The sequence below is a fragment of the Enterococcus sp. AZ191 genome, from assembly GCF_051713845.1.
GTDB classification, from domain to species: Bacteria; Bacillota; Bacilli; order Lactobacillales; family Enterococcaceae; genus Enterococcus_B; species Enterococcus_B durans.
On the sequence record NZ_JBIOQS010000001.1, the window covers coordinates 1,186,926 to 1,200,875 of the forward strand.

General features: G+C 39.2%; 16 protein-coding genes. 15 read left to right on the plus strand and 1 reads right to left on the minus strand.

Annotated features, from left to right (window positions below; genetic code table 11):
* The first annotated feature begins 277 nt into the window (after positions 1–277).
* The 4 genes from IGI47_RS05705 to IGI47_RS05720 all read left to right on the plus strand — a co-directional run bounded on the left by IGI47_RS05705 (position 278) and on the right by IGI47_RS05720 (position 3,841).
* On the plus strand, positions 278–1,282 hold the full coding sequence (locus tag IGI47_RS05705; RefSeq protein WP_005876302.1) for a glycosyltransferase family 4 protein: 1,005 nt from the start codon (positions 278–280) through the stop codon (positions 1,280–1,282).
* A 44-nt stretch (positions 1,283–1,326) separates the two neighbouring features.
* Entirely contained in the window at positions 1,327–2,550 is a 1,224-nt protein-coding gene (locus IGI47_RS05710) for a glycosyltransferase family 4 protein (protein WP_438783596.1), read from the plus strand.
* 87 nt (positions 2,551–2,637) lie between these two features.
* Positions 2,638–3,525, plus strand: coding sequence for an NAD(P)-dependent oxidoreductase (locus tag IGI47_RS05715; protein ID WP_438783597.1), 888 nt, complete (start codon positions 2,638–2,640; stop codon positions 3,523–3,525).
* Positions 3,526–3,610: 85 nt separating this feature from the next.
* A complete protein-coding gene (locus tag IGI47_RS05720) occupies positions 3,611–3,841 on the plus strand; it encodes a YkuJ family protein (RefSeq protein ID WP_005876296.1) in 231 nt (76 codons plus the stop codon).
* A 167-nt stretch (positions 3,842–4,008) separates the two neighbouring features.
* Here IGI47_RS05720 and IGI47_RS05725 read toward each other — a convergent pair whose 3' ends face one another.
* On the minus strand, positions 4,009–4,893 hold the full coding sequence (locus tag IGI47_RS05725; RefSeq protein ID WP_438784451.1) for a GIY-YIG nuclease family protein: 885 nt from the start codon (positions 4,891–4,893) through the stop codon (positions 4,009–4,011).
* Positions 4,894–5,243: 350 nt separating this feature from the next.
* On the opposite strand from IGI47_RS05725, the gene fabT reads away from it, so the two are divergent.
* From fabT to IGI47_RS05780, 11 genes are all read left to right on the plus strand, one after another.
* The gene (gene fabT / locus IGI47_RS05730; protein WP_438783599.1) at positions 5,244–5,684 is read left to right on the plus strand and encodes a fatty acid biosynthesis transcriptional regulator FabT; all 441 of its coding nucleotides are present in this window, start codon (positions 5,244–5,246) and stop codon (positions 5,682–5,684) included.
* Between the two features lie 9 nt (positions 5,685–5,693).
* Positions 5,694–6,656, plus strand: a complete 963-nt coding sequence (locus tag IGI47_RS05735) for a beta-ketoacyl-ACP synthase III (RefSeq protein ID WP_438783600.1) — start codon at positions 5,694–5,696, stop codon at positions 6,654–6,656.
* Between the two features lie 48 nt (positions 6,657–6,704).
* Complete coding sequence (locus tag IGI47_RS05740; RefSeq protein ID WP_438783601.1) at positions 6,705–6,929, plus strand: acyl carrier protein; 225 nt, start codon at positions 6,705–6,707, stop codon at positions 6,927–6,929.
* 105 nt (positions 6,930–7,034) lie between these two features.
* Positions 7,035–7,970, plus strand: coding sequence for an ACP S-malonyltransferase (gene fabD / locus IGI47_RS05745; RefSeq protein ID WP_438783602.1), 936 nt, complete (start codon positions 7,035–7,037; stop codon positions 7,968–7,970).
* Positions 7,961–8,698: a 3-oxoacyl-[acyl-carrier-protein] reductase gene (fabG, locus tag IGI47_RS05750; RefSeq protein WP_311931130.1), complete on the plus strand. Its 738-nt coding sequence runs from the start codon at positions 7,961–7,963 to the stop codon at positions 8,696–8,698. The genes fabD and fabG overlap by 10 nt, the downstream gene beginning before the upstream one ends.
* A 19-nt stretch (positions 8,699–8,717) precedes the next feature.
* Entirely contained in the window at positions 8,718–9,953 is a 1,236-nt protein-coding gene (gene fabF, locus IGI47_RS05755; RefSeq protein ID WP_311931129.1) for a beta-ketoacyl-ACP synthase II, read from the plus strand.
* A gap of 2 nt (positions 9,954–9,955) precedes the next feature.
* A complete protein-coding gene (gene accB, locus IGI47_RS05760) occupies positions 9,956–10,438 on the plus strand; it encodes an acetyl-CoA carboxylase biotin carboxyl carrier protein (RefSeq protein WP_438783603.1) in 483 nt (160 codons plus the stop codon).
* Positions 10,439–10,461: 23 nt separating this feature from the next.
* Positions 10,462–10,881 (plus strand): 3-hydroxyacyl-ACP dehydratase FabZ, encoded by a 420-nt coding sequence (gene fabZ / locus IGI47_RS05765; RefSeq protein WP_311931126.1) that lies wholly within the window; start codon positions 10,462–10,464, stop codon positions 10,879–10,881.
* A 7-nt stretch (positions 10,882–10,888) separates the two neighbouring features.
* Complete coding sequence (locus tag IGI47_RS05770) at positions 10,889–12,268, plus strand: acetyl-CoA carboxylase biotin carboxylase subunit (RefSeq protein ID WP_438783604.1); 1,380 nt, start codon at positions 10,889–10,891, stop codon at positions 12,266–12,268.
* Positions 12,269–13,138: an acetyl-CoA carboxylase, carboxyltransferase subunit beta gene (gene accD / locus IGI47_RS05775; protein WP_438783605.1), complete on the plus strand. Its 870-nt coding sequence runs from the start codon at positions 12,269–12,271 to the stop codon at positions 13,136–13,138.
* A complete protein-coding gene (locus IGI47_RS05780; RefSeq protein ID WP_438783606.1) occupies positions 13,131–13,916 on the plus strand; it encodes an acetyl-CoA carboxylase carboxyl transferase subunit alpha in 786 nt (261 codons plus the stop codon). Before accD ends, IGI47_RS05780 begins: the two co-directional genes overlap by 8 nt.
* Positions 13,917–13,950 lie beyond the last annotated feature (34 nt).

A 13,950-nucleotide genomic window follows, 5' to 3' on the forward strand; every position in this document is an offset into this window, starting at 1 on the left:
AGGAGTTGCTTCTGCTCCCGCCGATTATTCATTTTTTAGAGCGTGAGGCAAAAGTATTTCTTACTTTTGCCCCATGCTCTTTTTTCATTATTTGAGAGAATCCAGTGATTATTACAGATAGACATCAACAAGTCATCTAGATTTTTGGAATAGTAGTCAATAGCTGATTAAAATAAGCAAATAACGCGTTATTTACTGAACCTTTTAAAAATAGGGCTTAAGTTTGAGTGACAGTTTCCGTGCTATGTTATACTATATAAGTGAAGGAGGACGTAAATTGAAGGTATTATTATATTTTGAAAGTGAAAAAATGCTGGCAAAATCTGGTATCGGACGTGCACTTGACCATCAAAAACGTGCTCTAAAAGATGTAGGAGTTTCGTATACATTAGATAATAAGGAAGACTATGATATTTTGCACATCAATACATATGGTATCAATAGTCATAACATGGTTAATCAGGCGAGAAGAGATGGGAAAAAAATCGTTTATCATGCACACTCGACGGAAGAAGATTTCCGTAACTCGTTTATTGGCTCAAATCAATTGTCGCCCCTAGTCAAAAAATACTTAGTGGGACTATACAGTAAAGCGGATTACTTGATTACGCCCACTCCTTATTCAAAGCAATTATTGGAAGGCTATGGACTTACTGTACCGATTCAAGCAATTTCAAATGGAATCGATTTAGAAAAATATCGTCCTGATCCAATCAAGGAATTAAAATTCCGTGAACATTTTCAGCTTTCTGAAAATCAAAAAGTGATCATTTGTGTCGGGCTTTTCTTTGCCCGTAAAGGCATCATTGATTTTGTCGATATTGCTAAAAAAATGCCAGAATATACATTCATCTGGTTTGGACATGTGCCCATGTATTCGATCCCTAAAAATATTCGAAAAATTGTCAAGGAGGATCATCCTGACAATGTGATTTTTCCTGGATACATCAGCGGGGAGATTATTGAAGGAGCTTATTCCGGTGCAGATTTATTTTTCTTTCCTTCTTATGAAGAAACTGAAGGTATCGTCGTTTTAGAAGCACTAGCAAGCAAACAAAATGTTCTCGTACGGGACATTCCGGTGTATAATGGTTGGTTAGAAGACAGAAAAAATTGTTATATGGGAAATACGAATGATGAATTTTGCGAGATGATCAAAAGTATCATGGAAGAAGAAGTTCCTAGTTTGGTAGAAGCCGGGTATCAGACAGCCCAAGAGCGCAGTATCGAAAAAATTGGTGAGCAACTTCGAAATGTTTATCTGCAAGTACTTGATGAATAACATTGATCTAAAATAAAAACAGGGTAGTTTGGAGGCGAAAAAACATGAAAATTGGCTTTTTTACCGATACCTATTTTCCGCAGGTAAGCGGAGTTGCGACCTCAATAAAAACCTTAAAAGAAGAGCTAGAAAAAAATGGACATGAGGTATATATTTTTACAACGACTGATCCAAATGCTGATAAATTAGAAAAAGATGTGATCAGGATGCCAAGCGTGCCGTTTGTTTCATTTAAGGATCGTCGTGTAGTAGTGAGAGGAATGTGGTATGCCTATTTGGTAGCTAAAGAATTAGAATTGGAACTGATCCATACACATACAGAGTTTGGTGCTGGAATACTTGGGAAAATGGTCGCCAAGAAATTAAAAATTCCTTTGATCCATACGTACCACACAATGTATGAGGACTACTTGCACTATATCGCAAAAGGTAAAGTGCTTCGCCAGTCCCATGTGAAGTATCTTTCACGGTTGTTCGCTAATCATACAACAGGCGTTGTTTGTCCAAGTGAGCGGGTAATCGACACGTTAAGAGGCTATGGTGTCGTGACACCATTACGTGTGATTCCAACGGGGATCGATATTGAAAAATTTAAGCGTGTCGATATCACGAATAAAGACATCGAAAAATTAAGGCAATCCTTGTACATCGAAAAGGACCAACTAATGATCCTCTCGTTGAGTCGGATTTCCTATGAAAAAAACATTCAAGCGTTAGTTTATGGCTTGCCACAAATAATCAAAGCATATCCTAATGCACGCATGGTGATCGTTGGCAAAGGACCTTATCTGGAAGAGCTACAGGAATTGATTACTACGCTTGGTTTGAGTGAATATGTTCAATTTACTGGAGAAGTGGCAAATGATGATGTTGCTTTATACTATAAAGCGGCGGATTTCTTTGTGAGTGCATCAACTTCAGAAACACAAGGACTAACCTATACAGAAGCTATGGCTGCTGGAACGCCCTGCGTTGTGGAAGGAAATGCCTATTTGAATCGCTTGTTTGACCATCCTTCTTTGGGTAGAACCTTTGAAACGGATCAGGATTTCGCACCAGCACTTATTGATTATATTAAAAGCGAAGTACCCCATGATCCACAAGTATTGGCATCGAAATTATATGAGATTTCTTCTACGCACTTTGGTGAAGCGATGATTGAATTTTATGAAGATATGATCGTCTATCATGCAAATGAATTACAAAGAAAAGAAGAAGAAGCATCAATCGAAAGAATAAAAATAAAATTAAATTCGTTTAAACGATAAAAATCAGGCGTTTACTCTAAAAAAATCCTTGTTTCTGGCGTATACTAGCATAGAGACAAGGATTTTTGATTTTTAGGAGGTAAAGAGATGAAAATTGGATTTATTGGTACCGGAGTAATGGGGAGTGCAATCGTGCGTCATCTGCTAGAAGCTGGGCATGAGTTGACTGTCTATAATCGAACAAAAGCAAAAGCAGATCAGCTTGTAAAAGAGGGAGCCGTTTGGGCAGGCACGCCAAGAGATGTAGCTGCTACTAGTGAAGTCATCTTTTCGATGGTAGGCTATCCTCAAGATGTAGAAGAAATCTACTATGGGGATACTGGCATTTTTGCTACTGATGTAACGAAACGTGTCTTAGTCGATTTGACAACAAGTACACCGACTTTAGCAGAAAAAATTGCAAAAACTGCCAAAAAAAAAGGAGCAGCTGCGCTAGATGCTCCAGTATCTGGTGGAGATCTAGGTGCTAAAAATGCGACATTAACGATCATGGTCGGTGGAGAAAAAGAGGTATATGATAAAATTTTGCCACTATTTCAAGTCTTTGGAACGACCTTCACGCTTCATGGGTCAGCAGGTAAAGGGCAACATACTAAAATGGCAAATCAGATCATGATCGCAGGCACAATGACAGGTATGACGGAAATGTTGGTTTATGCGGAAAAAGCCGGTCTTGATCTAGAAAAAGTCATTGAAACACTTGAAGGGGGCAGCGCAGCCAATTGGTCATTAAGTAACTATTCTCCTCGCATCCTGAAAAACGATTATACACCTGGTTTCTTTGTCAAACATTTTATCAAAGATTTAAAAATTGCTTTGGATGAAGCAAAGAAACTTTCTTTAACATTGCCAGCGACGGACCAAGCGCTGAAATTATACGAACAGTTAGCTGATCAAGGTTTTGAAAATGATGGGACGCAGGCTTTGATTAAACTTTGGTGGCCTGATGGAAAGATACCAGAAAAAAAATCTTAAAAAACTCGATTTTTTAGAGAAAATCAATGCAAGTCGGCCATGCTTTTGATACAATATAACAGAAATAAGAAAAGGAGGACCTCCGATGGCACATTCACAATTGGTTGCAATCATTAAACGACTGGAGGCTATGGTCGAATCAGCAGATAATGAACTGCAAGTCCGTCGTTTTGAAAAAGAGGGCGCTGAAAAATGTACAGTAACTTATGATAAAGCGACTGAAACATTTGAATTAACTGAAACAGATTCACATCAACAATATGAATTTGACAATATCGATATCGTAGCAATGGAGATTTATGACTTGATTCAATAAGAGTTTGCTTGAGGACAAGTAGTTGGCCTCTGCTTATCTTTTAGACGAATCAATACAAAGTATTTCTCTTCAAGCACTGATCTGTGCTTTGTTTGCTAGAGTTCGATCAGAATAGTAAGAGATAAAAAAAGAGAAGATTCCTAACCATTCATTTTAGGAATTCTTCTCTATTTTTTTGACTCTAGACTCGTTTTTCTCTGAATTCTTCTATAGTAACTCATCAAGATAAGCACAGGGTCGATTTCGTCTTTTGATAATTGACGCTTTAATGCCAGTTTCTTTTCGCCTTTTTCATAATAAAAGTGAGGAGTCTCATCTGCTTTGGTAATCACTGTATCTGCAAGCTGTCCGTAACAGATCAAGTAGTGTTTTCGCCTAGTGTCATCTATTGCTAGAGGTAAGCTGAAAGATATTTCAGGCGTCCGCAAAAATTTTTTCTGCTCTTTTATCTTTTGGATAAAATAAGAGGTCAATTCGATCTCGCGTTGGAGCACTGCCGCTTTTTCAAAATTCAACTGTTGGATAAAGTGGTCTTGTCTAAGTTTTTGGTAAGTCAATAGTTTTTTATTTCTTGCTTGAAGCAGTCCTTGGATCTCTTTTTTCTTTTGCAGATAAGAAAGCTGTGCAACCTCTGGAAGTTGGGTTTGCAAAGCTAAACGACTGATTTCGGAAAGCCAAGGCATTTGATAGGTTTCTTCAATGATCCTTAAAATGATCGGCATTTTCTTATATAATCGAAAAGGCCCATAAGTGTGAGTAAGTGGCACATCCGAAAGACTGAAGCCTTCGTCCGAAATATGTAAATAATTATAATTACTGAAATAATTCATTTGTCGGTTGTAAAAGGGGCGGTAATACTGAATCAGTTGACACTCCAATAATAGAGCATCTAATTCTGTGTCTACCACGACAAAATCAAAATCATCGATATGATGGATCAGACGACGGACTTTTTTTGAATGTTGCTGGTTTTTGTGAAAGTACGTACTTACGCGTTCTTTTAATTTTTTTGCTTTTCCAACATAGATAACGGAACCTTCTTTATTTTTCATTAAATAAACACCAGGTAATAACGGCAGTTGTTTTACTTTTTCTTTCAAGGGCGTATCTCCTTTTTTTCCAAAGCTACTATAGCAAATTTCAGCTATAGCAACAACTTTTAAATCTAAATATAAAGAAATTTATAAAAAATACTTTGATAATCAAATTAATTTTATTTGTATATCTATTTAATAATATCAATCGCAAATGCTGTTTTATCAGTTTTCCCAAATTAGTATTAGATTAAAAAAATATCATAAAATAAAAAAAATGGTTTTTAAGGTTGCATTTTGAAAAAAGTTAAGATATAGTTTGAACATCAAATGATTTGATAATCAAACTAATTAGTGGATGGTGGAACATGGAACCAGATTTAAAAACAGTGAATGATTATCTCGTTAGTGTGTTCAATGACATCTTGACAATCGAAGAATCTGAGTTGAAAAAATCTCAGTTTAAAGACTTGTCGATCACAGAAATGCATACGATCGAGGCAATCGGGATGTATAAGAAAAAAACGACTTCAGAAGTAGCCAAAGAACTGTCGATTACTGTTGGGACCTTGACCACTGCTATCAATAAGTTAGTAAAAAAAGGCTATGTTGAACGCATCCGAAGTGACGATGACCGCCGCGTTGTAAAACTTGGGCTGACGAAAAAAGGGAAACTTTTGTATCGTGTCCACCAACATTTTCATCGAGAAATGGTCGAGAATATTTTGGATGGTATGGCTACGGAAGAACAACATACTTTACTGGCTGCGTTGAAAAACTTGCATGATTTTTTGCGAGATTACAAGTGAGGATTTTTAATGGAACAATTTGGAACGATCACAGCAACCGCTAGTGTCCTTCCCGAAAAAATCATTACCAATGAGGATCTTTCTAAAATGATGGATACATCAGATGAATGGATCGCATCTCGAACGGGTATTAGGCAAAGACGTTGTGTTACAGATCAAGAAACTTCTGATCTATGCTATTTGGTAGCAGAAAAATTACTGAAAAAAAGAAATACCGCTGCGAGCGAACTTGATTTTATCATTGTTGCAACCATGTCGCCGGATTATGCGACACCCTCTGTCGCTGTTCAGGTACAGGGGAAGATCGGTGCAATGAAAGCTGTCGCATTTGATATCAGTGCAGCTTGCTCTGGATTTGTTTACGCATTGAGTCTAGCGGAAAAGCTGATTCGATGTGGTTCAAAAAAAGGCATTGTCATTGGTGGTGAGACATTATCAAAATTGATTGATTGGTCTGACCGTACAACCGCTGTTTTGTTTGGAGATGGTGCAGGTGGTGTGTTGTTTGAAGCTAGAAACGAGCAAAAATTATTGTCTGAACACTTAGCTGCTGATGGTACGCGGGGGGCTTCACTTACTGCAGGCTATCATCACAATGCTTCGCCGATTTATACAGAAGATTCAGAAGGTTCTTTCTATTTAAAGATGGTGGGAAGAGATATCTTTGATTTTGCTGTCAGAGACGTTGCGAAAAACATTAAAGAAATCATCAAAGATGAGCCAGTTGATTATCTGCTTTTGCATCAAGCAAATCTTAGGATCATTGAAAAGGTTGCACGAAAAGTAAAAATACCGCAAGAAAAATTTCTGACAAATATGGACAAATACGGCAATACCTCTGCTGCAAGTATTCCAATCCTATTAGATGAAGCGGTAACTAGTGGAAAAATCACTTTAGGAAAAAAACAAAAAGTAGTATTTACAGGTTACGGTGGAGGTTTAACTTGGGGAAGCATCCTCATGGAGCTGTAAACTGATAAAACATAAAAAATTGTAAACAATATCGGAGGAATATAGATTATGGTATTCGAAAAAATTCAAGAAATCATTGCTGAAGAATTAGGAAAAGAAACTGAAGAAATCAAATTAACAACAAATATCCAAGAAGACTTAGAAGCAGATAGCTTGGATTTATTCCAAATCATTAACGAGATCGAAGATGAATTTAATGTGAAGATCGAAACAGAAGACGGCATCAAAACCGTTCAAGATTTAGTAACTTATGTTGAAAATCAAACTGCATAATCATTAAGATTAGGTTGGGGGCTGGGACATTTCCTTTTATAGGATGTCTTGGTCTTTTTTACTAAATAGTCGCATCACTAATCCTAAAACTAATGGAGAAAATAAATGAAAACAGCATTTTTATTTAGCGGACAAGGCGCTCAATATCAAGGGATGGGGCAAGACCTCTATCATGAGCCAATCGTAAAAAAAACATTTGATGAAGCAAGCGAGATTTTAAGCTATGACATGGCGGAATTATGCTTTTCAGAAAATGAAAAGTTGAATCAAACGATGTACACACAACCGGCAATTCTAACTGTCAGCATCGCTTATCAGCGCTTATTGAAGAAACATGGGATTTTTCCGCAAGCAGCTTTGGGACTTAGTCTAGGAGAATATTCTGCGTTAGTTGCAAGTGAGGCATTAGCATTTGCTGAAGCCGTTGCATTAGTAGCAAAAAGAGGTGCCTATATGACAGAAGCAGCTCCTGCTGGTAGTGGCAAGATGGTTGCTGTGATGAATGCACCTATCGAAGTCATTGAAAAATGCTGTGAAAAAGCACAAGAACTAGGTATCGTCTCACCAGCAAATTACAATACACCACAACAAATCGTGATCGGTGGAGAAGAACAGGCTGTGGATCAAGCAGTTGCTTTACTGCAAGAACAAGGAATCAAACGAATGATCCCGTTGAATGTCAGTGGACCTTTCCATACTGCTATTTTAGCACCTGCTTCAGAGAAATTAGCAGCAGAGTTAAAGAATATTGCGTTCGATGAACCAAAAATCCCAGTTATCAGTAATACAACAACCGAAGTAATGACAAAGGACCGCATACCGACTTTACTTGAACAGCAAGTGATGAAGCCGGTTCGTTTTTATGAAGGTATCCATCGGTTGAAAGATCAGGGGATCGAACGGGTCATTGAAGTTGGCCCTGGAAAAGTACTTAGTGGATTTATGAAAAAAATCGACAAATCGATCCCAGTTCTACGAGTCGAGAATCAAGCAACTTTTGAGGAAACAATGACAAGTATCGGAGGTATATCATGGAGCTAACAGGAAAAAATGTGTTTATCACAGGTAGTACTAGAGGAATCGGAGCAGCAGTAGCTATCGCTTTTGCAAAAAAAGGGGCAAATATCATCCTTAATGGACGAGGAGAGATCCCAGAAGAGAAAATCTCAGAGATCAAAGCGTTAGGAGTAGAGTGCATTGGTATTTCTGGAGACATCTCAGATTATGAAAAAGCTGGAATGATGATCACTGAAGCAGAGACGAAATTAGGTTCTGTTGACATATTGATCAATAATGCCGGAATCACAAATGACAAACTAGTGATGCGAATGACGGCAGAAGATTTCAAAAAATGTTTAGATATCAATTTGACAGGAACATTTAATATGACTCAGCACGTTTTAAAGAAAATGATGAAAAAACGAGTTGGTGCAATCATCAACTTATCAAGTGTTTCAGGATTGATCGGCAATGTCGGTCAATCAAATTATGCAGCAAGCAAAGCTGGCGTAGTTGGTTTCACAAAGTCTGTTGCTCGAGAAGTGGCAACTAGGGGTATTACTTGTAACGCAATTGCTCCTGGATTTATCGCTACAGATATGACAGAAGTATTATCGGAAAAAGTCAAAGAACAAGTAGAAAAACAGATCCCAATGCAACGTTTTGGACAGGTCGAAGATGTCGCAAATACAGCAATATTTTTGGCGCAGAGTCCATACATTACTGGACAAGTCATCAATGTCGATGGTGGATTGGTCATGCACGGATAAACAAGGAGGAAATAAATCAATGAATCGAGTAGTAATCACTGGTTATGGTGTCACTTCACCAATCGGTAATGATGCCGAGAGCTTTTTAGAAAGTTTGCAAAAAGGAACAAACGGGATTGCACCCATTACAAAATTTGATGCCACGGAAACAGGCATCACTTTAGCAGGAGAGGTAAAAGATTTTCCTTATGATAAATATTTTGTAAAAAAAGATAGCAAACGTATGGATATGTTCTCGATTTATGGTATCTATGCAGCCTTAGAAGCAATGGGGATGAGCGGGTTAAATAAAGATGAAATCGACCAAGATCGTTTCGGAGTCATTGTTGGATCAGGGATCGGTGGCTTACCAACGATCGAAAACCAAGTCATCCGAATGCACGATAAGGGACCTCAACGAGTATCACCAATGTTTGTGCCGATGTCTATTGCCAACATGGCAGCCGGTAATATTGCCTTGCGTGTAGGTGCAAAAGGTATCTGTACAGCCATCGTAACAGCATGCGCAAGTGGAACCAATGCGATTGGAGAAGCTTTCCGCAACATCAAACATGGATATTCTGATGTCATCTTAGCAGGTGGAACGGAAGCATCGATTTGTGAAATGGGGATTGCTGGATTCGCAGCATTGACTGCTTTATCTCGTTCCACAGATCCGACTCGTGGTTCTATTCCATTTGATGAAGAACGAAATGGCTTTGTTATGGGTGAAGGTGCTGGTGTGTTAGTTATCGAATCTTTGGAACATGCACAAGCTCGTGGGGCTAAAATCTACGGAGAAATCGTAGGGTATGGTTCAAATTGTGATGCGTACCATATGACAGCTCCAACACCTGATGGCTCTGGTGCTTCAAAAGCAATGAAGTTAGCGATGGCAGAAGCAGGTATCACTCCAGAAGAAGTTGGCTATATAAATGCACACGGTACAAGTACACCTGCGAATGATCAGGCAGAGGCAAAAGCGATTCACATTGCTTTGGGAGATAGTTTTAAAGAAACTTATGTCAGTAGCACAAAATCCATGACAGGACATCTATTAGGTGCTGCTGGAGGAATTGAAGCGTTAGCAACCTTGATGGCCCTTGAACACCAATTTATTCCACCAAATATCAATGTTCAAAAACAAGATCCAGAAATCGACTTGAATGTTGTGATCAATGAAAGCAAACCTGCAGAACTGACTTATGCGATGAGCAATTCTTTAGGTTTTGGTGGGCACAACGCAGTCTTGTGTATGAAACGTTGGGAGGAATAATGTTGAATATCAATGAAATCAAAGAATTAGTCAGCCAATTTGACGGATCTTCTCTTACAGAATTTGATCTTCGAGAAGGACAATTCGAATTATACATGAATAAAAATGAATCAAGTCGCGGAGTGTCATCTCCTACGTCAACAGTGGAAGTTCCCAACGATGTGATGGCTGAACCGGTTGTTCCATCTTCGACTAGATCTGAAGTTTCTAAAGAAACTACGCAAACAGCGACTGAATCATTTGATGGTATTGAAGTAAACTCTCCAATCGTTGGGATCGTTTATTTACAACCTGCACCAGATAAACCACAATTCAAATCAGTGGGTGATAAAGTAACAAAAGGTGAAGTGATTTGTATCATTGAAGCGATGAAACTGATGAATGAGATCACTAGTGAAGTGGATGGTCAGATCGTTGAGATCCTTGTAGAGAATGAAGCAATCGTAGAATATGGGCAACCACTCTTCAGAATTCAACCAAACTAAGTAAATCAGGAAAGAGGGACAATATGAACATTCAAGAAATCAAAGAAATTATTCCGCATCGTTATCCGATGTTACTGATTGATCGAGTAGAGGAAATGATTGAAGGAGAGCGGATCGTTGCCAAAAAAAATGTGACGATCAACGAACCATTTTTTCAAGGACATTTTCCGGAAGAACCTGTTATGCCAGGGGTTTTGATCGTAGAAGCGATGGCACAAGCTGGAGCAGTTGCTCTATTGTCTTTAGAACAGTTTAAAGGAAAAACGGCTTACTTTGGCGGCTTAGATAAAGCAAAATTTCGCCGTAAAGTAACACCAGGAGATACATTATACCTTGAAGTTGAAATCATTAAAATCAAATCTTCTGCAGGTATCGGAAAAGGAATCGCAAAAGTGGATGGCAAAAAAGTTGCTGAAGCTGAATTAACCTTTATGATTGGATAGGTGAGTTATGTTTTCAAAAGTTTTGATAGCGAATCGTGGCGAAATTGCCGTACGAATTATCCGTGCTTGTCGTGAGCTTGGGGTTCAAACTGTTGCTGTGTACTCACAGGCAGATGCTGATGCGCTTCATACGCAACTTGCAGATGAGGCCATCTGCATAGGACCAGCTAAAGCGACTGATTCATATTTGAATGTGCAAGAAGTCTTAAGTGCTGCCATCGTGACAAAAGCAGAAGCAATCCATCCTGGGTTCGGGTTTTTGTCAGAAAATAGTCGGTTTGCTTCGATGTGTGAGGAATGCAATATTGCGTTTATAGGACCTAAAAGTGCCACGATCGATGCAATGGGAAATAAAATCAATGCACGTCATCTAATGCAAGAGGCAAATGTTCCCGTGATTCCCGGCAGTGACGGCGTAGTATCAACGGTGGAAGAAGCATTAGAGATTGCAGATAAGATTGGATATCCTGTCATGCTAAAAGCAGCAGCTGGCGGTGGTGGAAAAGGGATCCGAAAAGTTTTATCTAAAGAAGAATTACCACAGCATTTTTCTTCGGCCCAACAAGAAGCGGCAGCGGCTTTTGGAAATGATGAGATGTATCTAGAAAAAATCATTTATCCAGCAAGACATATCGAAGTACAAATATTAGGGGATCATTACGGGAATGTCCTACATTTAGGTGAAAGGGATTGTTCTTTGCAACGAAACAATCAAAAAGTGTTAGAAGAATCTCCATCTGTCGCTATTTCTCAAAGTAAGAGAGACAGTTTAGGAGCAGCTGCAGTACGTGCAGCTAAAGCAGTGAACTACGAAAATGCAGGAACGATTGAATTCTTGATGGATGAATCTGGAGAATTTTATTTCATGGAAATGAATACAAGGATCCAAGTTGAACATCCTGTAACAGAAATGGTCACTAATATTGATCTAGTAAAAAAACAGATCGAGATTGCTTCTGGGTTGCCATTAGAAATCACGCAAAATGAGGTGATTTTCTCTGGTCATGCGATTGAATGTCGGATCAATGCTGAAAATCCGGCGTTTCATTTTGCGCCTTCCCCTGGTACGATCCACAATCTGTTATTACCAGCAGGAGGAATGGGGCTTCGTGTCGATAGTGCTGTGTATTCCGGTTACACGATCCCTCCTTATTATGATTCAATGATCGCAAAAGTGATCGTTCATGGCGATACACGCTTTGAAGCACTGATGAAGATGCAACGTGCGCTCAGCGAAATCGTGACAGATGGCGTCATTACAAATGCCGAATTTCAGATGGATCTGATCAGTCATCCAGCGGTCATCGCCGGTGACTACAGCACTGCCTTTTTACAAGAAGAATTTTTACCGAATTGGTCACCCGAAACGGAGATAGGAGACGAGTAGATGGCTTTATTCAAGAAGAAAAAATACATTCGAATCAATCCCAATAGAGAAGAAAAGCCAACGAATGCGCCGTCTATTCCAGACAATATGTGGGCGAAATGTCCAAATTGCAAGCATATCATCTATACAAAAGATATAGGCGAGGAAAAAATCTGTCCTCATTGCGACTATAATTTTCGCATCAGTGTATGGCAAAGACTCGCATTGATCATTGATGAGAAAAGCTTAGAGGAATGGGATACGGAACTGGTTACGAAAGATCCATTAGACTTTCCAGGGTATCAAGAAAAAATCCAGAAAATGCAAGAAAAGACTGGTCTACATGAGGCGGTACTTACAGGTAAGGCAACGATCAACGGGCTAAGTTTTGCTGTCGGTGTTATGGACTCCAATTTTATCATGGGAAGCATGGGCACAGTGGTCGGTGAAAAAATCACACGGCTATTTGAACGAGCAGAAAAAGAACAGTTACCAGTTGTTTTATTTACAGCTTCAGGGGGAGCCAGAATGCAAGAAGGTATTTTTTCTTTGATGCAGATGGCAAAAATATCTGCAGCGGTGAAACGCCACAGTAACGCTGGCTTGTTTTACTTGACTGTGCTGACTGATCCAACTACTGGTGGTGTAACAGCCAGTTTTGCGATGGAAGGCGATGTCATCATAGCGGAACCACAAAGTTTGATTGGTTTTGCGGGAAGACGTGTGATCGAGCAGACGATCAAACAAGAACTTCCGGATGATTTTCAAAAAGCTGAATTTTTACTGGCACACGGCTTCGTGGATGAAATCGTTCCGAGAAAAGAACTGAAGAAAACGATATATGGGTTGCTTGAATTGCATACGCAGAAAGGTTGGATAAATCATGGATAGAACAGCATATGAAATTGTTCAACTGGCACGCGAAAGAGATCGTTGGACAAGTCTGGATTTTTTTGAAAATATTTTTGAAGGGTTTCGCGAATTTCACGGCGATCGCTTATTTGGGGATGATGAAGCAGTTGTCGGAGGTGTGGCTAAATTAGATGGAAAACCTGTGACAGTGATCGGCATCCAAAAAGGGCGAGATCTACAAGAAAACATCCGTAGAAATTTTGGCTCTCCTCATCCGGAAGGATATCGTAAAGCTTTACGTTTAATGAAACAAGCAGAGAAGTTCAAAAGACCAGTGATTACATTAATCAATACAGCCGGGGCTTATTGTGGGATCGGTGCGGAAGAACGTGGTGAAGGTGAAGCAATTGCACGGAATTTACTAGAGATGTCGGATCTAAAAGTACCAATCATTGCTATTATCATTGGTGAAGGAGGTAGCGGCGGTGCGTTAGCGCTTGGACTAGCAGATGAAGTCTGGATGTTGGAACAAACGATCTATGCTGTTTTGTCTCCTGAAGGATTTGCTTCTATTCTGTGGAAAGATGGGAGTCTGGCAGCTGAAGCAGCTGAGTTGATGAAAGTCGCTGCTACCGAACTGTTTGATCTAGAGGTGATCGATCGTGTGATCCCTGAAACCTTCAATGGTGAACCATTAAGCAAAGAAAAAGTTAGTCGAATGATGCAAAAAGCATTGATTGAAAAACTAACTGAACTATGCCAAACTTCCGTAGAAGAATTGGTGGAAAGACGTTACCAACGTTTCCGAAAATTTTAATGGATAAATCAATGAAAAAACATGTACGTTCTCT